The sequence below is a fragment of the Cellvibrio sp. ARAG 10.3 genome (genome assembly GCF_051846955.1).
Lineage (GTDB): Bacteria > Pseudomonadota > Gammaproteobacteria > Pseudomonadales > Cellvibrionaceae > Cellvibrio.
On record NZ_JBPYCU010000006.1, the window covers coordinates 97,036 to 121,250 of the forward strand.

Consider the following 24,215-nt stretch of genomic DNA (forward strand, 5'->3'; position numbering starts at 1 on the left):
ATAGCGTGCTGACGATCCTTATTGTCAGCGCATGACCTGAGCGATTGCCGCCATCAATACGTCTGATTCAATGGGCTTTGCCAGGTAATCCTTCGCACCCTGACGCATACCCCAAACCCGATCAGTTTGTTGATCTTTGGTTGTCACGATTATCACCGGGATGTGCGAGGTTTCCGGAAGTTTGGACAGTTGGCGCGTTGCCTGAAAGCCGTTGAGGCCAGGCATCACGATATCCATCAGGATAACGTCCGGCTGTTCTTTTTGCGCCAGGGCAATGCCGTCTTCGCCGTTCTCTGCTGTTAATACCGCATGCCCATTCTTTTCCAGCATGCTGGTCAATTTATACGTCTCGGTTGGTGAGTCGTCGATAATCAATACTCTGGCCATAGCTACCCCAAATAGTAGAACTTCTAGTTAAGCAATCCATTGGTTTAAACGTATCCGCCCACCCTTCACGAGGCTTTGGCGTGCTTGACATGTGCCTGGATGGCATCGAGCAATTCGCTTTTGCTGAAGGGTTTGGTGAGATATTGGTCGGAACCGACAATCCGTCCTTTGGCTTTGTCGAACAATCCGTCTTTGCTGGATAACATGATGACCGGTGTGGTCTTGAACTCACTGTTATTCTTGATCAGAGCACAGGTTTGATAGCCATCGAGGCGGGGCATCATAATATCGACAAAGATGATGTCGGGGCGGGTATCAGCAATTTTTGCCAAGGCGTCAAAACCGTCGGTGGCTGTGACTACCGTACAACCTGCTTTTTTAAGCAAGGTTTCTGCTGTTCGGCGAATGGTTTTACTGTCATCGATTACCATCACCTTCAGGCTTTCCAAACTTACGTCCATAACTCTGACCTTTGCCTTTTATCTCGTTGTCATGACACCGCCAGATCTTGCGATCCGTGTCACATATTATGTCTCTCAAACACGGAAAACGGCCCTGAAAGCCGTCGTAACAAGCGCCACGCAAACTTTTAACATAGTTTTTAAGGTTTATCTATAACTACTTGAATATATAAAGAATCTATTCGTTCTTGCATTTCCTTAGAGCTTATCATTATGGGAAGTACTTAAGCCTCTTGCTTTAATAGCCCCGAGGACTTAACTTTAGTCCGCATAACGACTCCCGGCAAATCCAATGCCACTATGAGTGCAAAAGATTTATGACCATCTCCCTTGGCGTTGTGATGGACCCCATCGCAAGCATCAAATACTACAAAGATACCACCCTTGCCTTACTGCTGGCTGCCCAGGAGCGGGGTTGGGATCTTTATTATATGGAACAAAGCGACCTCTATTTATTACAAGGCGAAGCCCGCGCCAGTGTGCGTGCATTATTTGTCGCCGACAATGCGGAAACCTGGTACGAGCTGGGTCCCCGAGAGGACAAATCCCTGGCTGACATCAATGTCATTTTGATGCGCAAGGATCCGCCTTTCGATAATGAATATATATATAGCACTTATATTCTTGAAGCAGCTGAAAAACAGGGCGCCCTGGTGCTGAATAAGCCACAAAGTCTGCGCGATTGTAATGAAAAGGTCTTTGCGACCCAGTTTCCCCAGTGCTGCCCGCCCGTGTTGGTCAGTCGTAACGCGAAACAGCTGCGTGATTTTCATCGCGAGCATCAGGATGTGATTTTCAAGCCGCTGGATGGAATGGGCGGCAGCAGCATCTTCCGTTGCCGGGCCGATGATCCCAATGTGGGTGTGATCCTGGAAACGCTGACACAGCATGGAGCGCAGTTAACCATGGCCCAGCGTTATATTCCGGAGATCAGTGCCGGCGACAAGCGCATTCTGGTGGTGGATGGTGAGCCGATTCCCTATTGCCTCGCGCGCATCCCGGCGCAAGGAGAAACCCGCGGTAACCTTGCAGCCGGCGGAACCGGTGTGGCGCAACCCCTGAGTGATCGGGATCGCTGGATTGTGGCGCAGGTGGCGCCAACACTGAAAGCCAAAGGCCTGCTCTTCGTAGGGTTGGATGTGATTGGTGACTACCTGACCGAGATCAACGTGACCAGTCCGACCTGCGCCCGGGAAATCGATAAAGCCTACAACACCCGTATCGGCGCACGCTTCATGGATGCTATTGCCGGCTATCTCGCAGCCAAGGGTATTCAGGAACGATGAATTCTGTTGCTATGTCACCGGCTCTGGAAGAGGCGCGAGTCGATACCGGCGACCGTTTGAGCTTTACCTTTTTTCTCGCCCTGGTTGTTCATGCGCTGATTATTCTGGGGGTGGGTTTCAATCTGCACCAGCCCAACCAGTCCCAGACGCTGGAGATTACCCTTGCCACGCATAAGTCGGCCAAGGAGCCGGACCAAGCGGATTTTATTGCGCAGCATAATCAGGAAGCCAGTGGCACAGAAGAAGAGGCTAAACAGTTAACCACAGAGCGTCGGGCCGAGTTTGCCGATTCGGAGGTGCGCGATGTGAATCCTATGCCGCAAACCCAGGCTGCCTCGCCTAATGAGCGTAAGGACGACCAGCTAATCAGCACGGTTGCCGACAATCAGCGGCAAGTGCAGGTGCAGACCGATCCTGAGCCGCTGGATGAACAGCAAAAACGCGACGGGCTGTTGCAAGAGCAGACTTTTACCACCGAGATTGCCAGCCTGCAGGCCAAGCTGGATCGTCAGCGGCAGGAGTACGCCAAACGCCCCCGCATCCGCACCCTGACCTCAGTGTCCACCAAGGAATCCTTTGATGCTCGATACCTGCATGAATGGAGTACGAAGATTGAGCAGGTGGGCAATGAAAACTATCCCCAGGAAGCACTGAGCCAACGCATCACCGGTCAACTGCGCCTTTCGGTGGTCATCAACCCCGATGGCACTATTCATGAAATAGAGATTTTGCAATCATCGGGGAGGCGTATCTTTGATGACGCAGCGCGTCAGATTGTGCGCCTGGCTGCACCCTTTGCGGCCTTCCCGCCGGAGATTCGCCAGCAGGCGGACCGACTACAAATTATTCGCACCTGGAATTTTGAGATCACGGGTTTGTCTACCTCGGCAGAGTGAGCTGTCCAGGAATAATTTTTGCGGTCAGCTTGTATTCATTCAAGAAGCCCCCAATACTGAAATCATGACTACACACGACGATCTCACCCATTCAGAACTTACAGTCGGCAGCCTGCGCGATCATTTCCTGATTGCCATGCCGGGTATGCGGGATTCCGCCTTCGCACATTCGGTGACTTATATCTGTGAGCATACAGATAAGGGTGCCATGGGAATCGTGATCAATAACGCCATGCCGCTGTTTATCCGCGATATTTTTGTGCAGATGGAATTGGCTGATGCGGCAGGTATCGGAGGTCAGGCCGTGTTTGCTGGTGGACCAGTACAGATAGAGCGCGGGTTCGTGTTGCATTCCAGCGAAAAAGAATGGCAGTCCACACTCAAGATTTCGCCGCGCATCAGTTTAACGGCATCGCGCGACATCATCGAAGCCTTGGCTGAAGGGCGCGGGCCGGAAGAGTATTTAATTGCCTTGGGTTACGCTGGTTGGGGTGAAGGGCAGCTTGAAGCAGAGGTGGCCGCCAATTCCTGGCTTACCGTACCGTCCGACAGCAATATTATCTTCCACACGCCTCATGAGCAGCGCTGGACAGCGGCCGCTCAGCCGTTGGGTATCGACTTGAATTTAATTTCCAGTGTGGCAGGCCACGCCTGACGTTCAGTTTTATCAGCGCCTGCCGTCTCTTTTCCGATAATCCCCGATGATAAAAACCTTGCTCGCTTTTGACTATGGAACCCGCAACATTGGTGTCGCGTCAGGTCAAACGCTGACTCGCTCCGCGACAGAACAATCCCCGCTAAAAGCAAACGACGGTGTTCCCGATTGGGTGCAGGTGGAGAAGTTGTTGCAGGAATGGAAGCCGGATCTGGTATTGGTTGGTCTGCCATTAAACATGGATGGCAGTGAAAGTGAGCTCAGTGCCCGCGCGCGCAAATTTTCGAATCGCTTGCGCGGGCGTTTTGGTGTGAAGGTAGAACTGGTTGATGAACGTCTTACCAGTTTTGCTGCTAAAGGTGAAGTGATGGAACGCGGTGGCTCCCGTGACTACAAAAATAACCCTGTTGATTCTATTGCCGCACGCCTGATTCTCGAAACCTGGCTACACAATCAAGTGACAGCGAGTAGGTCGGATTAGCGCAGCGTAATCCGACACTTCTGCTACCGTAAATTAAAACATCCGCCCACGATTATTCGTTTCATCATCCTGAATAGACAAGCCATCTGCCGCATGGGACAAATAAGTCGCATCGGTTTCTGAACCCAGTTTAATCATCAGGCGCAGGTCGTTGGGCGAGTCAGCGTGAAGCAGTGCATCCTCGTAGGTAATCTCACCATTGTCATAAAGCTCATAGAGCGCTTGGTCGAAGGTCTGCATACCAAGTTCGGTGGATTTTTTCATCAGCTCTTTCAAGTCCGCGACTTCGCCTTTGCGAATCAGGTCCTGAGCGAGCGGGGTATTAATTAATACCTCAAGACAGGCACGCCGCCCTTGTCCATCCGGTGTCGGGATCAATTGCTGGGCGACAATCGCTTTCAGGTTGAGCGACAAGTCCATCCATAATTGGCGGTGGCGATCAGCCGGGAAGAAGTGAATGATGCGGTCCAGCGCCTGGTTAGCGTTGTTGGCGTGCAGCGTACACAAACACAAGTGACCGGTTTCCGCGAAGGCGATGGCGTGGTCCATGGTTTCCCGTGAGCGCACCTCACCGATCAGGATGACGTCAGGCGCCTGGCGCAGGGTATTTTTCAGGGCGACTTCAAAGGACTCCGTATCAATGCCCACTTCGCGTTGGGTGATGATGCAACCTTCATGCTGGTGAATAAATTCGATCGGGTCTTCAATGGAAATAATGTGACCTTTACTGTTGCGGTTGCGGTGGCCGATCATCGATGCCAGTGATGTGGATTTACCGGTACCTGTCGCGCCTACGAAGATAATCAAACCGCGCTTGGTCATCGCCAGCTCTTTAATAATTTCTGGCAGGCCAAGGTCGTCAATGCGCGGAATGTTGGTTTCGATTCGACGCAGCACCATACCTGCCAGGTTGCGTTGGTAAAACGCGCTGGCACGAAACCGGCCGATACCCCGTGCGCTGACAGCGAAGTTCAGCTCTTTATTTTCAAGGAATTCCACCCGTTGCTTTTCATTCATGACGCTCAGCACCAATTCGCGGACCTTCTCCGGCGCAAGTGGTGTGGCGGTAACGGGAACGATCTTGCCGTGCAACTTGATGGATGGCGGTACACCAGCGGTGACGAATAAATCCGACGCGCCTTTTTCCACCATCAACGCTAACAAACGATCAAAATCCATAACGGCTTACCTTCTGAGTTGCGTTCCAGCGTGCTATTGAAAAATCTTTGCGCCTGACTATTTTTAAATGCAAATACTTCTCTCTGCTTCGCTGGATGACGCAGATAAATAAATTAAAAATTCTCTGGCATTTTCGCCTTGCTTTTGGCCGCTTCGCGGCTGATGACACGTCGTGCCACCAGGTCTGCCAGACACTGGTCCATGGTCTGCATGCCCAGAGATGCGCCGGTTTGAATGGCGGAATACATTTGGGCCACTTTATCTTCGCGGATCAGGTTACGAATTGCCGGGGTGCCGCGCATAATTTCATGAGCAGCTACCCGGCCGCCGCCGTTTTTCTTCATCAATGTTTGCGAAATAACCGCTTGCAAGGATTCCGAGAGCATCGAGCGCACCATGGCTTTTTCGTTGGCCGGGAACACGTCCACGATACGGTCAATGGTTTTTGCGGCGGAGGTGGTGTGCAGGGTGCCGAACACCAGGTGACCGGTTTCGGCGGCGGTCAAGGCGAGGCGAATGGTTTCCAAGTCGCGCATCTCGCCCACCAGGATAATGTCCGGGTCTTCCCGCAATGCGGAGCGCAGTGCTTCCGCGAAGCCGTGAGTATCGCGGTGTACTTCCCGCTGGTTGACGAGGCATTTTTTACTTTCGTGTACGAATTCGATTGGATCTTCAATCGTCAAAACGTGTTCGTATTTGTTGTCGTTGATATAGTCAATCATCGCGGCGAGGGTGGTGGATTTACCGGAACCGGTCGGGCCGGTTACCAATACCAGGCCACGCGGTACGGCGCAGATATCGCGAAACACATTACCCATGCCCAGCTCTTCCATGGTAAGCACCTTGGAAGGAATTGTCCGGAACACGGCGCCGGCGCCGCGGTTCTGATTAAAGGCGTTAACCCGGAAGCGGGCGACGCCCGGAACCTCAAAGGAGAAGTCGGTTTCGAGGAACTCTTCGAAGTCCTTACGTTGCTTGTCATTCATGATCTCGTAGATCAAACTGTGCACCTGCTTGTGCTCCATCGGCGGCAGGTTGATGCGCCGCACATCGCCATCGACGCGGATCATCGGTGGCAGGCCGGCGGAAAGGTGTAAGTCGGACGCGCCCTGTTTGGCGCTGAAGGCGAGGAGTTCGGTAATATCCATACTGCTTGCTACCTTAATTCAATCAATTATTTTTTATCTCAGCCGCTCAGGGAGCACTGGCTCCGGTGGTCGATCAACAAGCGGCACACTCTCATACTGGATATGCACAAGATAGACGACAATCTCGCCAAAGTCATGGCGCGCATTCAACAAGCGGCGCGGGAGTCCGGTCGTGATCCTGCCGGTGTTCACTTGCTGGCGGTCAGCAAAACCCGGCCGGCTGCGGTTGTTGAACAAGCCTGGCAGTGGGGACAACGCCGGTTTGGTGAAAACTATCTGCAAGAAGCGCTGGAAAAAAAACAGGCTCTTACGCACTTGCCGGATATTGAATGGCATTTTATCGGGCCCATCCAGTCCAACAAAACCCGCGCCATCGCCGAAAATTTTGACTGGGTTCACAGTATAGACCGGCTCAAGACCGCGCAGCGCCTGAGCGCGCAACGGCCCTCTACACTGCCAGCACTACAGGTCTGTGTGCAAGTGAATATTGATGACGAGGCGACCAAGGCCGGGGTGAGTCTTACAGAGCTACCGGCGCTGGCGAAACAGGTGGCCGCATTGCCAAACCTGCATCTGCGTGGCCTGATGAGCATACCGGCACCCAATGATGATCCGCAGCACCAGCGAGCGACCTTCGCCCGTTTGCGCGATGCGCTGGTTTCCTTACAACAGCAGGGGCTGACGCAACTGGATACGCTATCCATGGGCATGTCCGGCGACCTGGAGGCGGCTATCGCCAGCGGCGCAACGATGGTGCGTGTGGGAACTGATATCTTCGGGGCGCGCGCGCCCAAGGAATAAAACACTTTTTATAGCGACGGGATGATCTTGTGAATAACCTCAAACTTGCCTTTATCGGTGCCGGCAATATGGCGCGTGCCATCATCGGTGGACTTCTGGCGAAGGGCTACCCCGCCGGGTATATCAGCGCCAGCGCTACCCGTCAGGAAACCCTGGATAGCGTAAGCAAACAATTCGGCATTCAGGTTGGCACTGACAACCGCGCCCTGGCGCAGGTGGCTGATGTAGTGATTTTAGCAGTGAAGCCCCAGATGCTTAAAGCCGTCGCCCTGGAACTCGCGCCGGCATTGGCCCACAAGCCCCTGATCATCTCGGTGGCGGCGGGCATCACCACCGGCAGCATGGGCGAATGGCTGGGAGCCGATCAGGCTATCGTTCGCTCCATGCCCAACACCCCCTCGCAAGTGCAGACCGGTGCGGCCGGCCTCTTCGCCAACGCCAATACGTCCACTGAACAACGGCAGGCGGCCAGTCACATTCTGGGTGCCGTTGGTGTGGTGCAATGGCTGGATGATGAGTCGCTGCTCAATGCGGTCACCGCCGTATCGGGTTCCGGCCCGGCTTATTTCTTTCTGATGATGGAAGCCATGATGGATGCCGCTGTTGATCTTGGCTTGTCACGCGAGTGCGCTGCCGAACTGACTTTGCAAACAGCCCTGGGCGCAGCCCTGCTGGCTAAAAACAGTGATGTGGATGTTGCCGAATTACGCCGTCGCGTCACCTCCCCGAAAGGCACTACCGAGCAGGCGATCAGATCGTTTGAAGAAGATGGCCTTCGCACGGTGGTCCGTCGCGCGATGCAGGCTTGTGCTGATCGTTCGCTGGAGCTGTCTGAACAACTCGGGCGATAATTCCCGTATATACCTGTTTATTGATCAACGAGGAGTCGCTATGTCCGTCCTGGCTGAGATTGCCATCTATGTGATCCGCACCATTGGGTCACTGTATTTATTGTTGGTGTTGTTGCGTTTCCTGTTTCAGCTGGTTCGCGCTGATTTCTATAACCCGATCTCCCAAACGATTGCCAAGGCGACCAACCCGCTGTTGCTGCCCTTGCGCAAGGTGATCCCCGGCTTTTACGGGATTGATTTCGCCTCGCTGGTGCTGGGATTGCTGGTGCAAGCGCTGGTGATCCAGATTATTTTTTTCGTCGCCGGCTATGGCTTTATCGGCGTGTTTAACCTGATTGCCTGGTCGTTTGTTGGCGTCCTGGCGACCTTCGCCAGCATCTACTTCTGGGGGCTGATCATTGTGATCATTGCCAGTTGGATTGCGCCTTTCAGCCAGAACCCTGCACTGGTGCTGGTACGCCAGGTGATCGAGCCGGCGATGGCGCCGCTACGCAAGATCATTCCGCCGCTGGGAGTGATCGACCTGTCGCCCATCGTAGCGTTTATGATTCTGCATGTGATCAATCGCTACCTGATTGCCGCCATCGCCGGTTCGGTGAATATGCCATCGGGACTGGTACTCGGGCTGTAAACCGGTGACCGGATCGGCACGCCACTACCGCTGGCAGGGCGAGGATCTGTTTCTCCACTGCCAGTTGCAGCCCAAGGCGGCTCACGACGAGATTGTCGGCTTGCACGGGGATCGGTTGAAGTTGCGGATTACGGCCCCGCCGGTGGATGGTAAAGCCAACGAACATCTGGTGAGGTGGCTGAGCAAGTTATTCGATGTCCCGCGTTCGCAGGTGACCATTGTGCAGGGTGAGCTGGGCCGCCAGAAAACCCTGCTGATCCGGGCGCCTCGCCAGTTACCGCCGCAATCCCTGATTTCCTGCCACGATTAGCGCGCCTTTGATCCGCTGGTTTGACCACTGGGTCGGGGTGAGACTATTCAGGTGTCAATTTTTCAGCTTTAATTTAGTGTCAAAAAGTGATCAATGTGGCTTCAGGCGAAAGCGGTGTAGCGCTGTGGCTCCGAAGATCGATAATCAATAACACAGGCTAATCAAGAAAGGTTCGCTCCATGGATGTTAAAGCGCTTCACCGTCAAATGACCAACTACAACCGCTGGAAGCACCAGTTGGATGATCGTCTGCAACGCTTTGAAAAGTGGGGGCAGAACCACAACATGGTCAGTGCCGAAGTGCACAAGACCCTCAAACGCGCACGTCAACTGCTGCGCGGCGATAGCTTTACCATTGCCTGTGTCGGCGAGTTTTCCCGCGGTAAGACGGAATTGATCAATGCCCTGCTGTATACCGAAGGCGGTCGTCGCTTGCTGCCGTCCCAGCCGGGCCGCACGACCATGTGCCCCACCGAGATTTACTGGGAGCCCAACCAGAAACATCGCAATTGCGTGCGCTTGCTGCCGATAGAAACCCGCCGCACCAATACCAGCCTGCAAAGTTTCAAACGCATTCCTCAGAACTGGGTGACCATTCATTTTGACCCCCAGGACCCGGTGCAGATGCGCACCGCGATCAATCAGGTGTCTGCCAATAAACAGGTGACGCCGGCCGAAGCCGCACGGCTCGGTTTCTCCACCGATGAATTGGGCGAGCGCGACGAGAACGGCATGGTGGCTGTGCCCTGTTGGCGCCATGCGTTGATCAACCTCGACCACCCATTGTTGCGTCAGGGCCTGCGGATTGTTGATACCCCCGGGTTAAACGCCCTCGGCAACGAGCCCGAATTGACCCTGCGCACCCTGCCGGAAGCCCAGGCGATTCTGTTCCTGCTGGCTGCTGATGCGGGAGTTACTGCCAGCGATATGACTATCTGGCGCGAACATATCCAGATCCTGCGCGATGACCATTGCACGGCGGTGCTGGCGTTGCTTAACAAGATCGACAGCTTGTGGGATGACCTGTCCGGCTCCCAGGAAGTGGACAGCCAGGTTGAGCAACTGCGCCAATTGACCGCGCGCCAATTGGAATTGTCGCCGGAGCATGTGCTGACCTTGTCTGCCAAGCACGGCCTGTTGGCCAAGGTCGGGCGCAATACGGCGCAGCTGCAGCGGAGTAATTTCCCAGTGCTGGAGCGGATGCTGGCCGAATGTGTAGTGCGCAGTCAGCAGCAAATCATCGGGCATCGGCTGATCGGTGACAGCTACAGCATGATCATCAACACGCGCAACAGCCTGGCCCGGCGTTTGAAGGAATGTGAGGCGGAGGTCGGCGTGTTGCGCTCTGCGGCGAATCCGGATGCTATTGATACGCTGCAACAACTGCGCGATACCATTCGCCAAACCCATCACCAATACCACAAGCAGGCGCTCTCGCTGCGCACCAGCCAGCGCCTGTTGGAGAATCAGCGCGCGGCACTGTTGAGCCCCGTCAGTGCGAGCCAGTTGGAGATGCAGGTACAGGAAGCGCATCACAAGCTGGCGCAGAGCTGGACTACCCTCGGCTTGTCCCGCGCCATCGGCGAATTCTTTGATGCGGTGGACAGCAATATTCGTCACCTGGAACGCGAGATCGAGCGGGCCAACAAAGTACTGACCTCGATTTACGAGCGCCCCGAACACAACCAGACCAATGCTGAATTGCTTAACCGTCACCTGTTCCGGATGCACAAGGAGCGCCGTCAACTGCGTCAGTTGCACACCCGCGCGGACGATTTCCGGTTGTCGCTTAACAGCCTGCTGACCAGCAAAAGCACCTTTATCAGCCGTTTTATCAACACGTTGGTGCAGGAAGTACGCAACACCTTCAAAGATATCAATCGCGCGATTGAGCACTGGTTGCAGGAAGCGCTCTCGCCGCTCTTTCACAACAACGAATACCAGAAGCAACTGGTTGAGCAACACATGCTGCGCCTCACGCAAATGCAGAACCAGCGCAACACCCATGCGGAAAAAGTGGAAAGTCTGCAAACCAATATCTACCAGATGCAGGCGGCATTGACGCAATTGGAGCCGCTCTACCGCGAGGTTATGAAAGCGCCGTTGGATGACGCTGCAGAGGTCAAGGCACCTGCGGATACCGGCGCGACCATTGTCTCCCTCAGTGAAGCGCGGCAGGCTTCGCGCTCTTCCTGATCTATCCGCACCCTGCCATGCAGGGTGCACAACTCCCTTGCAGCCACCGAACAGCGACCGTAGACTTGCGCCTTGCCGCCGCGCCTGAGTGCGGCCTTCGCCACGCGGCGATGTTCATTGTGTGCTGCCGAGATACGAGATCATCATGCCAATAACGCTACCCGCTGATTCAGTGGGTCTGGTTACGCCTCAGACCATTCAATTCAATGAACCCTTGCTGCTGGCTTGCGGCAAGACGCTGGATAATTACCAACTCATCTACGAAACCTACGGCCAGCTTAACGCGAGCAAATCCAACGCGGTGCTGATTTGTCATGCGCTGTCGGGCCATCATCATGCGGCGGGTTACCACACGCTGGAAGACCGTAAACCCGGCTGGTGGGATGCCTATATCGGCCCCGGCAAACCTATCGATACCAACAAATTTTTTGTGGTTGCACTGAATAACCTCGGCGGCTGTCACGGCTCGACCGGCCCCACCAGTATCAATCCGGCCACGGACAAACCCTGGGGCCCGGATTTTCCCAAGTTGCGTGTGCGCGATTGGGTGGCGAGCCAGGCGCGCCTGGCCGATAAACTCGGCATCGACACCTGGGCGGCGATCATCGGCGGTAGCCTGGGCGGCATGCAGGTGATGCGTTGGGCCCTGGAATATCCTGAGCGGGTGCGCCATTGCGTGGTGATTGCCTCCGCGATGAAGCTGACTGCACAAAACATCGCGTTCAACGAAACTGCGCGCCAGGCGATCATGAGCGATCCGAATTTTTGCGAAGGTCGCTACCTGGAACAGAACACCTTGCCGCGCAATGGTCTGGCGGTCGCGCGCATGATCGGCCACATTACGTATTTGTCGGATTACGCCATGGGCGAAAAATTCGGCCGCGATTTACGCAAGGGTAGTTTTGAACGCGGTGTTGATGAGCCGGTGGAGTTCCAGATTGAAAGTTACCTGCGTTATCAGGGCGACACCTTCGCGAATAATTTCGATGCGAACAGCTATTTGCTGATCACCAAAGCGCTCGATTATTTTGATCTGGCGCGCGAGTATAACGATGATCCTGTGCTTGCGTTTAGTCACGCACGCGCAAAATTTCTGGTGGTGTCATTCAGTACCGACTGGCGCTTTGCACCGGAGCGGTCGCGTGAAATTGTGAATGCCTTGATGGGCGCGCGCAAAGCGGTGACCTACGCCGAGATCGAATCCAACTTCGGTCACGATGCGTTCCTGTTACCCAACCCGCGTTATCAGCAAGTGTTTGCCCGTTACCTTGCCGGGATTGCCACGGAGTAAGTTATGCGTATAGATCTTAATGAAATTCAACACTGGATCACGCAGGGCAGCCGGATTCTCGATTTGGGTTGTGGCGATGGTACGCTGCTGAAATTTTTGATCGATAACAAGCATGTTGAAGGTTATGGATTAGAGATAGATCCAGAGCAAATTAATTTGTGTATCGATAAAGGGTTGAATGTTGTCGAACAAAACCTGGATCGCGGCTTGGGCAATTTTGCCGATAAAAGTTTTGATACGGTATTGATGACCCAGGCATTGCAAACCCTGCATTTTCCGCATTTGGTATTGGATGAGATGTTGCGTGTCGGCAAGGAATGCATCGTGACCTTTCCTAATTTTGGCCATTGGAAAGCGCGTTTTTATCTCGCCACGCGCGGGCGTATGCCGGTCTCCGACCTCTTGCCTTATGAGTGGTACGACACACCCAACATCCATTTTTGTACCTTTAAGGATTTCGAGGTGTTGTGCCGCGAAAAAAATATCCAGGTGATCAATCGCCAGGTGGTCAACGAACAGTCCCTGCAAACCCTGAAAGATATTGCGCCGAATTTGTTTGGCGAAACCGCCATCTATCATTTGCGCAAATCCGTCTGATTTTTTCTTCGCTTGTTCGGCGCGCCTCATTTCTGAGGCAGCGCTTTTTTTGTGTGTGTTAGGATGGAGCATCATTCACAAACACATCACTGCCTATGTTCTCCTTTAACAGAATCGCGTTTTACAACATTCGCGCTGCCTTGCTGGTGTTTGTCCTCTTGCCATTCCTGATTACCCTTATCGCCACTGGCTGGTACGGCCTCTACCGCCTGGAAGCCAGTGCAAAGGCGGCGATGGAAGAAGAAATTGAATTGCTGGCGCGCGCTATTCGTTTACCCCTGAGTCACGCGCTGCAGCACGGACACTCTGGCACCTTGCAGCGCAGCGTGACATCTATCTTTGACATCGACAAAGTCTATGCCGTGTATGTCTACGACAAGGACGGCAAGCGCATCTCCACCAGCGGCTCATCCAAAGCGCAGGTACAGGATCGTGAAGCGGTGGATCTGGCAAATAAAGGCGATGAACAGGGTGAATTTGACGAGATAGGTGGCGAAGAAGTGTTTTCCTACTTTTTACCGCTAACCGACAGCGGCGAGCGCAGTATTGGCCTCTTGCAGGTGACCCGGCGCGGCAGTGATTTTTCCCGCCGCATTGACGAATTTCGCGTGAATGCCATTGGTATGCTGGTGTTGTCCGCCCTGTTGGTGATGGCGCTGATTTGGGTGGGATACCAGCGAGCAGTTGGCCGCCATATTCACCGGATGCGTGAAGACATGGAATTGATTGCGGTGGGTAATTTGCAGCACCGGGTAGCGGTGGATGGTCCCTCGGAGATCCGCTTCCTGGCGCAAGGTTTTAACCAGATGCTCGACAGTATTGTCGCCTCGGAGCAGGAATTGCGGGAGCGACGTGAGCGCGAATATGAACTGCAAACCCGCTTGCAGCAAAATGAAAAATTGGCCGCTATCGGCCGCTTTGCCGCTGGCGTCGCCCACGAGTTGGGAACACCGCTCAGTGTGGCGGATGGTAAAGCCCAGCGTGAGTTACGCCATGCGGATGAGCAAAGTGCCGGTGTACTGCACCAGATTCGTCAGCAATTGCAGCGGATGGAGCGCATCATCCGGCAACTCATGGACTTCGCTCGCCCGGTCAAGCCGGTGATGAGTGACGTTAAGGTGACCGACCTGTTGCATTCATCGCTGGCCCAGGTGGATATGGAACGCCAACAGCAAGACGTGCAGATGATTGTGGTGGGGCGGGACAACTCGCTCAGTCTCCAGGGCGACCGTCTGCGACTGGAACAGGCGTTGATCAATTTGCTGCGCAACGCCATCCAGGCCACACCGGGCGGGCGCGTCCGGCTGGATTGGCAGGTCACCGATCCGGGCTGGCTGGTGTTCACGGTGGAGGACGACGGATCCGGTATTGACGAAGGCGATCAACACCGGTTGCTCGAACCCTTCTTCACCACAAAATCCACCGGCACCGGTCTGGGATTGGCGGTGGTGGACGCCGTGGTCAGTGAACACGGCGGTCGTATAGCGGTCGGCCACAGTGAATGGGGTGGGGCCAGCTTCCGTTTGCATCTGCCCCTTAATCCGCACAGCCAAGGAGTTGCTCATGACTAGACCACAGCCTGTTGATGTCTTGTTGGTGGAGGATGATCCCGACCTGCAGCAATTGCTGATGGAGGAACTGCAAGACGCCGGACACAGCTGTATTGCCTGCGGTGGTTTGCAGGAAGCCCGTGCATTTTTACAGGCGCAACTGCCGCAACTGATCGTCAGCGATCTGCGGCTACCGGATGGGAACGGTTTGACCTTGCTGGAGAACGTCAAGCAATTACCACTCAAGCCGGGATTTATTGTCATTACCGCCTTTGGCACCATTGACCAGGCGGTGGATGCCCTCAAGCGCGGCGCCGACGACTTCCTCACCAAACCCCTGGATCTGGATCACTTGCGCCTGTGTGTTGAGCGCACCTTGCAGCGCCAGCAATTACAGGAAGAGGTGGCCTACTATCGGCGGCTGTTGGATGAAGCTGAATTCCACGGCATGATCGGCGGCAGCAGCGTTATGCGCCAACTGTTTGCGCTCTTGCGCCAGATCGCCCAAGCGGAAGGGCCGGTGTTGATTACCGGCGAGAGCGGCGTGGGTAAAGAACTGGTGGCGCGAGCGCTCCACAATGAGAGCCCCCGGCGCGATAAACCCTTTGTGGCCATCAACTGTGGCGGTATTCCCGCCAGCCTGCTGGAGAGCGAACTCTTCGGCCACGCGGCTGGCGCGTTTACCGGTGCGGATAAGGCGCGGCAGGGATTATTCGCCGCCGCGAACGGCGGCACGGTGTTACTGGACGAGATCGGCGAAATGCCGCTGGAGATGCAGTCGAGCCTGCTGCGTACCTTGCAGGATGGCCGGGTGCGTCCGGTAGGCAGCAACCGCGAACAGGAGCTGGACGTGCGCATCATTGCGGCCACCAATCGCCAACTGACGGAGGAGGTCAGTGCCGGTCGCTTCCGTGAAGACCTGTATTACCGGCTGGAAACCTTTTCGGTGGAGGTGCCCCCGCTGCGCCGTCGCGCCGGGGACCTGGAGCGCCTGATCAGTCACCACCTCAAACACCAGAACCTGCGCCGCGAACAGCCGGTGGAAGGTATCTCGGCCGATGCCCTGATGCGCCTAAAGGCCTATCCCTTTCCAGGCAATGTCCGCGAGTTGGCCAATATGATTGAGCGGGCAGTGACCTTTTGCACCGGACGGCAAATTGAGGTAGAGCACCTGCCCGAGCGGGTGCAGTCCATCGCTATTACCTCTCTCGACACCCTGGCGGGCCGCTGGGAACCGCCGTTGGTGGAGGGGCAACTGGTTCCCCTGGAAACCATCGAGCAGGACTATATCCGTTATGTACTGCAACAGGTCGATGGCAACAAGCGGCGGGCGGCGGAGATCCTGGGCATCGGTCGGCGGACCTTGTACCGGTGGCTCGAGAGCGACGATGAATAATCTGCCGTATCTATGTGTCAATCTGGCGCATGGGCGCCGGGGCACAGTTTTATTGAATGTCATCTTCCATAAAAGCATTAAAAATCAATAAATTAGGATTTTTATGAGGCTGGCATAGCGATTGCAAAACACCTTATGTAACTTTTTATATTCAATGGAGTACATGAGGAGAAAATTATGTTCAAGATGATCAAGCAACCATTGGCCATTCTGTCTATCTCTGTCGGTCTGTGTGCAGCACCTTTGGCATTGGCAGAAACCGTACCGCAAACTACTACACCCACAGCGCCCGCAACCCAGGCCCAGCCGCAGATTAGCGAGGAAAAGGTCGATCAGTTTGTAACGGCCTATGTGGAAGTGCAGAAGATCAACCAGGAATACAGTGAGCAGTTACAAGCTACTGAAGCCCCTGAAAAAGCCACCGAGCTGCAACAGGAAGCGCAAACCAAGATGCAGGAAGCCGTAGCGGATTCCGGGCTGACGATTCCTGAGTACCAGCAAATCGCCAGCCGCGCCGGTCAGGACCAGGATTTGCGCGCTCGCATCCAGGAAAAAATGGCTAATTAATTTTTCCATCACCCTTGGCACCGGAGCTCTGGCTCCGGTGTTTCGCTTTACTCTCACTCATTTCGACATTTAATACGGCGTAATCCTGTAAAATGCGGACACTTTTGTCCCTTGGGAGATTGCCGGTAATGTCATCATTTCGCGCCCACCTGTGCATCCTGCTTTTCATGCTGCCTGCGCTATCCAGCCAGGCCCAGACAGACCAGCCAAAACCGGTCGAAACCTCGCAGCAATTTGGTGCTTACACCGTTCACTTCAGTGTGTTTAATAGCACCTTTATCAGCCCGGAAGTCGCTCAGGTATACGGACTCACTCGCGCCGCCAACCAGGTTCTGGTTAACATCAGCCTCACCTGGACGCAGGATGGCAAGACCACGTTGGGATTGCCGGCTAAGGTGAGCGGCACGGCGACCAACCTGATTCAACAGCAGCGCACACTGACATTTAAAACCATCGCAGAAGGGGATGCGACTTACTATCTCGCTCCGCTGCGCCACACTAATGAGGAAGTCGTCAACTTTACCGTACAGGTGCAACCGGACACGGCATCCGCCCCGTTTACAGTGCGCTTCACCCGCCAATTGCATACTGAAGAGTGACGGTGGTATGACTCAGAAAATAGTGCTCGCCAGCGGCAATGCCGGCAAGCTGCGTGAATTCCAGCAATTGCTTGCCGGCTGTGGGTTCGACGTGGTGCCGCAATCTGCTTATCAGGTTGATAATGCTGACGAGACCGGTTTGACCTTTGTTGAAAATGCCATCATCAAAGCACGCCATGCCTGTCACCACACCGGCTTGCCCGCCATTGCAGATGACTCAGGTCTGGAAGTTGATGCGCTCAATGGCCGTCCGGGCATTTATTCCGCGCGCTACGCGGGTAACGGTGCTTCCGACGGCGATAACAATGCAAAATTGCTCCAGGAACTCCACGCTGTCCCGGAGGCGCAACGTACCGCGCGATACCACTGTGTGCTGGCGTTTATGCGTCATGCAGAAGATCCGACGCCGCTACTCTGCCACGGTTCATGGGAGGGGCGCATTCTCACAGCGGCGCGCGGGCAGGGTGGGTTTGGTTACGATCCTTTATTTTTTGTGCCGACTCATGGGTGTGCGGCGGCTGAGTTGGACAAGGATGAAAAAAACCGTATCAGCCATCGCGGTATGGCTATGGCGGATTTGCTGGCCATATTAAAAAGCCGGTAAACCGCTTTTTATAGCGAACGATTTTCCTGCGGTTTGTTAACTGCATTTCGTTAATTCTTATTGCTGTATCACCAGCAGGACTCCCATGCTGCAACTTCCTCCCCTGGCACTGTACATCCACATTCCCTGGTGCATCCGCAAATGTCCCTACTGTGATTTTAATTCGCATCAAGCCAATGATGCCGTGCCGGAAGCAGATTATGTCGCCGCGTTGCGGGCTGATCTTGAGCAGGATGCGTCTCTGGCACAGGGGCGCAAACTCATCAGCATTTTTTTTGGCGGCGGCACGCCGAGTATTCTATCGGCGCAAGCGATCGGGCAGATTCTGCAAGACGCTGAGCAATTGGTCGGATTTGAAGAGGATATTGAAATTACGCTGGAAGCAAATCCGGGCACCTTTGAGCAGGAGCGCTTTCGCGGATTTCGCGCTGCCGGTGTGAATCGTTTATCCATCGGCATCCAGAGTTTTAACGATACGCAACTGGCATTGCTGGGCCGTGTACATGGTCGCAGTGAAGCCCTGCGTGCAGTAGATGTCGCACGCGCCGCCGGCTTCGATAATATTAATCTGGATTTAATGCACGGTTTGCCTAAGCAGTCCGTAGCGGATGCGCAAGCCGACTTACAACAGGCGATTGCACTGACGCCGGAGCATATCTCCTGGTATCAGTTGACCATCGAACAGAATACGGTTTTTTATTCGGCGCCGCCGCGCTTACCGGACGAAGACATCCTCGCGGATATTCAGGATGCCGGTGTGAACCTGTTGGCGGAAGCCGGATACCGGCAATACGAAATTTCTGCCTATGCACAAGCGGGCAAACGCGCGCGGCACAATATCAATTATTGGCAGTTTGGTGATTACCTTGGCATCGGCGCCGGTGCCCACGGCAAGATCACGTCGCCGACACAACAAGGTATTACGCGCTTATGGAAAACCCGTTTACCCAAACACTACCTGGACAGCCACAATAAAATTTCACCTGCTGTTGCCGGTCATCAAAACACGTACCTCGGTGGTGGCGAGGTGTTACAGCAACACGCGCTACCCCTGGAATTTTTATTAAATAGTTTACGTTTAGTGGAAGGAGTCCCTGTGGCTTTTTTTCAACAACGTACGGGCTTGCCATTTAATGCGTTGGAGCCGCAATGGTCGGAATTAACACAGAAGGGATTGGTAGAGGTGGGTGAAGGCATAATGAAAACCACAGCGCTAGGGCAGCGTTTTTTGAACAATGTGCTTGAGGCTTACACGGGTGATTGAACGGCTACAGTAGCCAGGTCGCCAGGCCGCCGAGCATGACAAGTGCCGCTATCAATCCGACCAGGGTGAAGATACCATCACGTGCCGTCAGGCCGAGACTGATAATCACAATAGACGAAGAAGGAATTACGTCTGCGAAAGGAATGATTTCCAAAAACGGCATGAATAAACACAGCCCAATAATCACAGCCCCGATAATGCGCGTCATGGGCTTCTTGGCGAAGCGTTTCAGTCGTGGCCGGAGTATGTAATCAACTTTGCGAGTGAACGGTTTGATCTTGTTCGCTGCTTTAGTAAATTTCGCTTTATCAAAACTGATGCTGCGCAATTTATCCGGCAACCAGGGTGTGGAGCGTCCCCAGGTTAATTGCGCGGCAATAAAAATAATAACAACAGCTAATACCGTGGGAATTCCCGGTATGCCCCCGGTGGGTAACATGATAAACAATGCTGCAATGAGCAACAGTGGGCCGTAGCCGCGATCTTCAAATTCGTCGACGATTTTACCAAAGCTGATTTTATCGCCATCGATATTTTCTTTAATTTCATCCAGGACTGCTGTCAGATTCATTGCTTTCTCCATCGTTGCTTGCTCCAGCCGTGCCTTCTTCATCGTCGTCTTCTACCTGGTTCGTTCCATTTGAATGTGTAGGGTTTTGGTGTCGATGGCGAGGATGTATTGGCCAAGATTCTAGACAAAAGAAAGTAAGTCGGGTTCGTTGCGGAGATGGCGCCTTGTTGTGTGCCACACATAAAAAAACCGCTGCGTCAGCAGCGGCTGCAAAGAGCAAAAAAACAGAGGAGAAAGGGTCAGGCTTCGTTGGAGGGCTTGCCAATGGTGGCGAGGATGCCGCCATCGACATACACGATTTGTCCGGTCACAAAGTCGCTCGCTTTTGATGCCAGGAAAATCGTCGCGCCTTGCAGATCATCCGGATCGCCCCACTTTCCAGCCGGGGTTCGATTGATGATGAAATCATTAAACGGATGGCCATCAACGCGAATTGGAGCGGTCTGGCTGGTCGCGAAATAACCGGGGCCAATCCCGTTTACCTGTACGTTATACTTGGCCCATTCGGTCGCCATGTTGCGCGTCAGCATCTTCAGGCCGCCTTTCGCTGCTGCGTATGCACCGACAGAGTTGCGACCCAACTCGCTCATCATGGAACAGATATTGATGATCTTGCCCGCGCGGCGTTCCACCATCTTGCGCGCTACCGGGCGCGTCATGGTAAACACGCCGGTGAGGTCAGTCTTGATCACTTCTTCAAACTCTTCCAGCGGCATATCGAGTAATGGAATACGTTTGATGATACCGGCGTTGTTGACCAAAATATCAATAGGGCCGTGATCTTGTTCAATCTGATCGACAGCTGCTATCACTTGTGCTTCATCTGTCACGTTAAATTTATAACCGAACGCCTTGAAGCCTTTTGCACGGTATGCCGCCACCGCGTTATCGATTTTTTCCTGCGACGAATTGCCATTGATAATCAAGGTGGCGCCGGCACTGGCAAGACCACAGGCCATGGACATACCCAGGCCGTGGGTAGCGCCGGTAACGACAGCTATCTTGCCGGTTAAATCAAACAGAGGATGTGTCATGAGTTGATCCTTATTTCAAGTCGCTGGGCTTGTGGAAATCCATATCGGTGTAATCCAGATTCTCGCCGGCCATACCCCAAATAAAGGTGTAATTGGCTGTACCTGCGCCGGAATGCATGGACCAGGGCGGCGACACCACCGCTTGTTCATTGCCAACCCAGATATGCCGCGTTTCATGCGCCGGACCCATAAAGTGACACACCGCCTGGTTTTCCGGGATCTGGAAATAAAAATAGGCTTCCATCCGACGGCTGTGCGTGTGTACCGGCATGGTGTTCCAGATGCTGCCGGTTTTCAGTTCGGTCATGCCCATCTGCAATTGGCAGGTATCAACCACACCGGCAATCATTAACTGATAAATATTGCGTTCGTTACAGGTTTCCGATGAACCCATGTTCAACACCTTGGCGTCCTCCTTGCCGACTTTTTTGGTCGGGTAGGCATGATGCGCCGGTGTTGAATTCAAATAGAATTTTGCCGGGTTGCTGGCATCATCACTGCTAAAACTGACATCCTGTGCGCCGCGACCGATGTACAGGGCTTCTTTGGTGTTGATCTTATACTCTGTGCCGTCGACGGTGATCTTGCCGCTGCCACCAATGTTGATGGCACCCAGCTCGCGTCGCTGTAAAAAGAAATCCGCTTTTTGCTGATACACCGGGTCCAGCTTGATTGCTTTGTTGACCGGCATAGCGCCGCCCACCATCAGTCGTTCGTAGTGGGTATAGGTAAAGAGAACTTCATCGGCTTCAAAAATTTTCTCGATCAGAAAATGCTTGCGCAATTTTTCAGTATCGTAATGTTTGAAGTCATCCATATGAACGGCAAAGCGTTCTTCCACAATTTTCATAATAAAACCTTCAGCGTTACCAGGTTGGTTGTTCAATAGTACAATGCCGGATAGGGCCTTTAATATCCACTATCCGGCTGACAGGTACGGCTTATTATTTATTGTGCTGCGTTATTGCCGAGCAGCTTATACATTTCGACACCGGCGAGAATAAAGGGTCCGTTACCTTTTGGATCATTCTCGAATATCCGCTCGCTCATGTAATAATCATAACTGCCATCGCGACCAAAACCGAGACCTGCTACCAGACATTGATTGGTCATACTGATCAAACCATCCGGGTGCACCGTCACAAATTCCTTGATCAAACCTTCGTAGGCCTTTTGCGCGGTTGCGCGATAGGAATCCGGAACATAACCCTTGTTGATCGCCTTGGCGTAAAAGTAGGTGAACATCGCGCTTGCCGAGGATTCACGGTAATTACCGACGCGCTCCGGCTGGTCCAGAATCTGGAACCAGGTACCGGTGGCCGGGTCCTGATAGCGCCGTAAATCCGCCGCCAGTTCAGTCACCATATCCAATAAGGGTTTACGCAATTCGGTGTTGCTTTCAGGGATGTAATCCAGCACATCCACCAGCGCCATGGTTAACCAGCCCAAACCTCTGCCCCAATAAAACTCGGATAAACCGGTTTCCTTGTTAGCCCAGTTCATTTGCCTGGATTCATCCCAAGCATGGTAATAAAGTCCGGACTCGGGATTGCGCAGCTTCTCGTGTACCAGTTTGAATTCCTTGACGACTTCTTCCAGACTTTCGCCATCCTCAAACATCACACTGTAACGCGCGAGGAAAGGCATGCCCATGTATACGCCGTCGAGCCATACCTGATGGGGATAAGCTTGTTTATGCCAGAAAGCGCCTTCACTGGTGCGCGGATGTTCTTTAAGTTGCTTGCGCAATAGATCAGCCGCTTTGCGATATTTTTCGTCTTTGGTGTTCTCATACAAACTCAACACCACCATGCCGGGCATGACGCTGTCGATGTTGTAATTTTTGATATCGTATTCGCGAATGTCGCCTTCATCGGTAATAAAACTGCCGGTGACTTTTTCTGCAACATCGTTGTAGCGTGCATCGGGCGCAACCCTGGCCAATTCTTCCAGCGCAAGAATCTGTACGCCGTGAATATCGTATTCAAATTTGGGTTTACGACGGCGGTTTTCGTCCCAGCCATCATAATGATAATTCAGGGTTTTGCGCTCCAGTTCGGAATCCACCAGGCGCTTGCTCCAGTTCAGGGCCGCATCGGCAGTGATGGGAAATGATTTGGCCTCTTCGCTGAGGGCGCTTTCAAAACGAATGCGTGGTGTAGCGGTCAGGCGTTTAACTTCCTGTTCCAGGTAAGCCACAAACTCTTCTTCTGTCTTGATGCCATCTTTCTCCCCGTCCCAGGTCGCGAGGAAATAATATTCAAGCTCGCCACCGGTGGGCTCCATCACAGAAACATAACTGTTGGCGTCCTCGGTTTGCTCAACGCGGCTTTGACGGTGGAACAGGATTGCCACGCCCAGGTAATCATCTTCACCGCTTAAACTTTGCTTGCCCCAGCTGGCGACATAGGTCCAGGCATAACCGCTGACTTCCTGGCTGCCTTGCAACAATTTTGTACCCGGATGTTTCACCATGCCGATGGCGATATTGGGCAGCTCTTCCGATATGCTTAAACGGGTATGCACCAAACGGCTACCTGCAGTCATGGACAGATCGCTGACCAGATCCAGCTTTTGGTTGTTGATTTCCCAACCTTTGTAGGTCAAATTCAGCGCGGAATAGAGCGGACCATCTTCAATGACTTTTGCGGTCCATTGGTCAACGTTGGATACCAGCTCGACCTCTTTACCATTCCAGAATCCGTAACCGCCGGCTCCCAGAGATTTACCCACTTTTAATAAATCCATGCCCCAGTCGGCAGGCTCATGGTAAGACTGATAACCATCTTGCCCGACATCTTGTAACACCATGTCGCTGGTTTTCTTACCAAAAATATCAAAGCCGTTACGCCAGTCGAGATAAATCCGGTAACCCACTTTGTCGGACTCAATGCCTGGCCCTTCGTAACGAATAAATTCTGAGTGATCGGTGTATTGCGGCGGTGGGGTCAGTTCTTTGACATTCTCAAAGGTGCCGCCGATATATTTTTTATCCTGCCATTCACCGCCCACTTTATGGGAGATTTCTGCCTGGGTTTGCTTGGGTATATCCAGCGGTTGCGCATCCGCATCGGCCACAATGGTGATATTGCGTTTCTGCGCTGGTGAAAGATCCAGTGTGATCAACAGGTCATCGGGCGTGCCGTCTGCATCACGATCAACCATCTGCGTTGGCAAACGCTGCTCGCCTTCTTTGGCAATCAGGTGTTGTACCTGTGCATCCTGATCCTCCAAACCGAGATCATAGAGGCTGAAGTACACAGGTTCCTGATGACGTGCAAAATCTGTTGCATTCGCAATTTCTGCCTGCGCCAAAACGACGGTACTGGCCGCGCTGCTGGATACTGTGCTGATGGATGTTTCCGCTGTTGGCTTACCCGAGTCACAGCCCGCGACTAACGCCAGCAATAAGCTGCCGGATACCAATCCGCCAATGTTTGCCATTTTTTTTCGTTTCAATG

The 24,215-nt window shown here is 53.6% G+C and carries 25 protein-coding genes; 17 read left to right on the forward strand and 8 right to left on the reverse strand.

The window, feature by feature from the left end:
• Window positions 1-24: 24 nt before the first annotated feature.
• Complete coding sequence (gene pilH, locus ACSV5M_RS09800) at window positions 25-387, reverse strand: twitching motility response regulator PilH (RefSeq protein WP_439175875.1); 363 nt, start codon at window positions 385-387, stop codon at window positions 25-27.
• Between the two features lie 65 nt (window positions 388-452).
• Window positions 453-848: a twitching motility response regulator PilG gene (gene pilG / locus ACSV5M_RS09805; RefSeq protein ID WP_087466999.1), complete on the reverse strand. Its 396-nt coding sequence runs from the start codon at window positions 846-848 to the stop codon at window positions 453-455.
• 317 nt (window positions 849-1,165) lie between these two features.
• Between pilG and gshB the strand changes: the two genes are divergently transcribed.
• The 4 genes from gshB to ruvX all read left to right on the forward strand — a co-directional run bounded on the left by gshB (window position 1,166) and on the right by ruvX (window position 4,166).
• Window positions 1,166-2,134 (forward strand): glutathione synthase, encoded by a 969-nt coding sequence (gene gshB / locus ACSV5M_RS09810; RefSeq protein WP_439175877.1) that lies wholly within the window; start codon window positions 1,166-1,168, stop codon window positions 2,132-2,134.
• Window positions 2,131-3,030, forward strand: coding sequence for an energy transducer TonB (locus ACSV5M_RS09815; protein ID WP_439175879.1), 900 nt, complete (start codon window positions 2,131-2,133; stop codon window positions 3,028-3,030). Before gshB ends, ACSV5M_RS09815 begins: the two co-directional genes overlap by 4 nt.
• 64 nt (window positions 3,031-3,094) lie before the next feature.
• Window positions 3,095-3,685 (forward strand): YqgE/AlgH family protein, encoded by a 591-nt coding sequence (locus tag ACSV5M_RS09820; protein ID WP_439175880.1) that lies wholly within the window; start codon window positions 3,095-3,097, stop codon window positions 3,683-3,685.
• A gap of 46 nt (window positions 3,686-3,731) precedes the next feature.
• Window positions 3,732-4,166, forward strand: a complete 435-nt coding sequence (gene ruvX, locus ACSV5M_RS09825) for a Holliday junction resolvase RuvX (protein WP_439175881.1) — start codon at window positions 3,732-3,734, stop codon at window positions 4,164-4,166.
• A gap of 33 nt (window positions 4,167-4,199) precedes the next feature.
• On the opposite strand, the gene ACSV5M_RS09830 is transcribed toward ruvX, so the two are convergent.
• Entirely contained in the window at window positions 4,200-5,345 is a 1,146-nt protein-coding gene (locus ACSV5M_RS09830; protein WP_439175882.1) for a PilT/PilU family type 4a pilus ATPase, read from the reverse strand.
• 113 nt (window positions 5,346-5,458) lie between these two features.
• Window positions 5,459-6,493: a type IV pilus twitching motility protein PilT gene (locus ACSV5M_RS09835; protein WP_439175883.1), complete on the reverse strand. Its 1,035-nt coding sequence runs from the start codon at window positions 6,491-6,493 to the stop codon at window positions 5,459-5,461.
• A 102-nt stretch (window positions 6,494-6,595) separates the two neighbouring features.
• On the opposite strand from ACSV5M_RS09835, the gene ACSV5M_RS09840 reads away from it, so the two are divergent.
• The 13 genes from ACSV5M_RS09840 to hemW all read left to right on the forward strand — a co-directional run bounded on the left by ACSV5M_RS09840 (window position 6,596) and on the right by hemW (window position 19,149).
• The gene (locus ACSV5M_RS09840; RefSeq protein WP_439175884.1) at window positions 6,596-7,294 is read left to right on the forward strand and encodes a YggS family pyridoxal phosphate-dependent enzyme; all 699 of its coding nucleotides are present in this window, start codon (window positions 6,596-6,598) and stop codon (window positions 7,292-7,294) included.
• Window positions 7,295-7,323: 29 nt separating this feature from the next.
• Window positions 7,324-8,145 (forward strand): pyrroline-5-carboxylate reductase, encoded by an 822-nt coding sequence (gene proC / locus ACSV5M_RS09845; RefSeq protein WP_439175886.1) that lies wholly within the window; start codon window positions 7,324-7,326, stop codon window positions 8,143-8,145.
• A gap of 40 nt (window positions 8,146-8,185) precedes the next feature.
• Window positions 8,186-8,776, forward strand: a complete 591-nt coding sequence (locus ACSV5M_RS09850; protein WP_439175887.1) for a YggT family protein — start codon at window positions 8,186-8,188, stop codon at window positions 8,774-8,776.
• A gap of 4 nt (window positions 8,777-8,780) precedes the next feature.
• A complete protein-coding gene (locus tag ACSV5M_RS09855) occupies window positions 8,781-9,086 on the forward strand; it encodes a DUF167 family protein (RefSeq protein ID WP_439175889.1) in 306 nt (101 codons plus the stop codon).
• Between the two features lie 179 nt (window positions 9,087-9,265).
• Window positions 9,266-11,281, forward strand: a complete 2,016-nt coding sequence (locus tag ACSV5M_RS09860) for a dynamin family protein (RefSeq protein ID WP_439175890.1) — start codon at window positions 9,266-9,268, stop codon at window positions 11,279-11,281.
• A 145-nt stretch (window positions 11,282-11,426) separates the two neighbouring features.
• On the forward strand, window positions 11,427-12,572 hold the full coding sequence (gene metX, locus ACSV5M_RS09865; RefSeq protein ID WP_439175892.1) for a homoserine O-succinyltransferase MetX: 1,146 nt from the start codon (window positions 11,427-11,429) through the stop codon (window positions 12,570-12,572).
• A gap of 3 nt (window positions 12,573-12,575) precedes the next feature.
• Entirely contained in the window at window positions 12,576-13,169 is a 594-nt protein-coding gene (gene metW / locus ACSV5M_RS09870; RefSeq protein ID WP_439175894.1) for a methionine biosynthesis protein MetW, read from the forward strand.
• Window positions 13,170-13,264: 95 nt separating this feature from the next.
• On the forward strand, window positions 13,265-14,740 hold the full coding sequence (locus ACSV5M_RS09875) for an ATP-binding protein (RefSeq protein ID WP_439175895.1): 1,476 nt from the start codon (window positions 13,265-13,267) through the stop codon (window positions 14,738-14,740).
• Window positions 14,733-16,115, forward strand: a complete 1,383-nt coding sequence (locus ACSV5M_RS09880; protein ID WP_439175896.1) for a sigma-54-dependent transcriptional regulator — start codon at window positions 14,733-14,735, stop codon at window positions 16,113-16,115. Before ACSV5M_RS09875 ends, ACSV5M_RS09880 begins: the two co-directional genes overlap by 8 nt.
• Before the next feature lie 177 nt (window positions 16,116-16,292).
• Window positions 16,293-16,682, forward strand: a complete 390-nt coding sequence (locus tag ACSV5M_RS09885) for a DUF4168 domain-containing protein (RefSeq protein ID WP_439175897.1) — start codon at window positions 16,293-16,295, stop codon at window positions 16,680-16,682.
• 128 nt (window positions 16,683-16,810) lie between these two features.
• Window positions 16,811-17,281 carry a DUF4426 domain-containing protein gene (locus tag ACSV5M_RS09890; RefSeq protein WP_439175898.1) on the forward strand — a complete coding sequence of 157 codons (471 nt, stop codon included), beginning with the start codon at window positions 16,811-16,813 and terminating at the stop codon, window positions 17,279-17,281.
• Window positions 17,282-17,288: 7 nt separating this feature from the next.
• Window positions 17,289-17,885 carry an RdgB/HAM1 family non-canonical purine NTP pyrophosphatase gene (gene rdgB / locus ACSV5M_RS09895; protein WP_439175899.1) on the forward strand — a complete coding sequence of 199 codons (597 nt, stop codon included), beginning with the start codon at window positions 17,289-17,291 and terminating at the stop codon, window positions 17,883-17,885.
• A gap of 85 nt (window positions 17,886-17,970) precedes the next feature.
• On the forward strand, window positions 17,971-19,149 hold the full coding sequence (gene hemW / locus ACSV5M_RS09900) for a radical SAM family heme chaperone HemW (RefSeq protein WP_439175900.1): 1,179 nt from the start codon (window positions 17,971-17,973) through the stop codon (window positions 19,147-19,149).
• A 4-nt stretch (window positions 19,150-19,153) separates the two neighbouring features.
• Here hemW and ACSV5M_RS09905 read toward each other — a convergent pair whose 3' ends face one another.
• The 4 genes from ACSV5M_RS09905 to ACSV5M_RS09920 form a co-directional block, all read right to left on the reverse strand.
• Complete coding sequence (locus ACSV5M_RS09905) at window positions 19,154-19,720, reverse strand: exopolysaccharide biosynthesis protein (RefSeq protein ID WP_439175901.1); 567 nt, start codon at window positions 19,718-19,720, stop codon at window positions 19,154-19,156.
• A 239-nt stretch (window positions 19,721-19,959) separates the two neighbouring features.
• Window positions 19,960-20,754, reverse strand: a complete 795-nt coding sequence (locus ACSV5M_RS09910; RefSeq protein WP_439175903.1) for a gluconate 5-dehydrogenase — start codon at window positions 20,752-20,754, stop codon at window positions 19,960-19,962.
• A 10-nt stretch (window positions 20,755-20,764) separates the two neighbouring features.
• On the reverse strand, window positions 20,765-21,604 hold the full coding sequence (gene kduI / locus ACSV5M_RS09915; RefSeq protein ID WP_439175905.1) for a 5-dehydro-4-deoxy-D-glucuronate isomerase: 840 nt from the start codon (window positions 21,602-21,604) through the stop codon (window positions 20,765-20,767).
• Between the two features lie 98 nt (window positions 21,605-21,702).
• The gene (locus ACSV5M_RS09920) at window positions 21,703-24,213 is read right to left on the reverse strand and encodes a DUF4861 family protein (protein ID WP_439175907.1); all 2,511 of its coding nucleotides are present in this window, start codon (window positions 24,211-24,213) and stop codon (window positions 21,703-21,705) included.
• Between the last annotated feature and the right edge of the window lie 2 nt (window positions 24,214-24,215).

Bases quoted from the DNA above. Each gene is read 5' to 3' on its own strand.
- ACSV5M_RS09840 (WP_439175884.1), top strand. From the start codon at position 6,596: ATGCACAAGATAGACGACAATCTCGCCAAAGTCATGGCGCGCATTCAA.
- ACSV5M_RS09835 (WP_439175883.1), bottom strand. From the start codon at position 6,493: ATGGATATTACCGAACTCCTCGCCTTCAGCGCCAAACAGGGCGCGTCC.
- ACSV5M_RS09815 (WP_439175879.1), top strand. From the start codon at position 2,131: ATGAATTCTGTTGCTATGTCACCGGCTCTGGAAGAGGCGCGAGTCGAT.
- gshB (WP_439175877.1), top strand. From the start codon at position 1,166: ATGACCATCTCCCTTGGCGTTGTGATGGACCCCATCGCAAGCATCAAA.
- ACSV5M_RS09910 (WP_439175903.1), bottom strand. From the start codon at position 20,754: ATGACACATCCTCTGTTTGATTTAACCGGCAAGATAGCTGTCGTTACC.
- pilH (WP_439175875.1), bottom strand. From the start codon at position 387: ATGGCCAGAGTATTGATTATCGACGACTCACCAACCGAGACGTATAAA.
- metX (WP_439175892.1), top strand. From the start codon at position 11,427: ATGCCAATAACGCTACCCGCTGATTCAGTGGGTCTGGTTACGCCTCAG.
- ACSV5M_RS09875 (WP_439175895.1), top strand. From the start codon at position 13,265: ATGTTCTCCTTTAACAGAATCGCGTTTTACAACATTCGCGCTGCCTTG.
- hemW (WP_439175900.1), top strand. From the start codon at position 17,971: ATGCTGCAACTTCCTCCCCTGGCACTGTACATCCACATTCCCTGGTGC.
- ACSV5M_RS09880 (WP_439175896.1), top strand. From the start codon at position 14,733: ATGACTAGACCACAGCCTGTTGATGTCTTGTTGGTGGAGGATGATCCC.
- ACSV5M_RS09820 (WP_439175880.1), top strand. From the start codon at position 3,095: ATGACTACACACGACGATCTCACCCATTCAGAACTTACAGTCGGCAGC.
- kduI (WP_439175905.1), bottom strand. From the start codon at position 21,604: ATGAAAATTGTGGAAGAACGCTTTGCCGTTCATATGGATGACTTCAAA.
- ACSV5M_RS09890 (WP_439175898.1), top strand. From the start codon at position 16,811: ATGTCATCATTTCGCGCCCACCTGTGCATCCTGCTTTTCATGCTGCCT.
- metW (WP_439175894.1), top strand. From the start codon at position 12,576: ATGCGTATAGATCTTAATGAAATTCAACACTGGATCACGCAGGGCAGC.
- ACSV5M_RS09860 (WP_439175890.1), top strand. From the start codon at position 9,266: ATGGATGTTAAAGCGCTTCACCGTCAAATGACCAACTACAACCGCTGG.
- ACSV5M_RS09830 (WP_439175882.1), bottom strand. From the start codon at position 5,345: ATGGATTTTGATCGTTTGTTAGCGTTGATGGTGGAAAAAGGCGCGTCG.
- ruvX (WP_439175881.1), top strand. From the start codon at position 3,732: ATGATAAAAACCTTGCTCGCTTTTGACTATGGAACCCGCAACATTGGT.
- rdgB (WP_439175899.1), top strand. From the start codon at position 17,289: ATGACTCAGAAAATAGTGCTCGCCAGCGGCAATGCCGGCAAGCTGCGT.
- ACSV5M_RS09850 (WP_439175887.1), top strand. From the start codon at position 8,186: ATGTCCGTCCTGGCTGAGATTGCCATCTATGTGATCCGCACCATTGGG.
- ACSV5M_RS09885 (WP_439175897.1), top strand. From the start codon at position 16,293: ATGTTCAAGATGATCAAGCAACCATTGGCCATTCTGTCTATCTCTGTC.
- ACSV5M_RS09905 (WP_439175901.1), bottom strand. From the start codon at position 19,720: ATGAATCTGACAGCAGTCCTGGATGAAATTAAAGAAAATATCGATGGC.
- pilG (WP_087466999.1), bottom strand. From the start codon at position 848: ATGGACGTAAGTTTGGAAAGCCTGAAGGTGATGGTAATCGATGACAGT.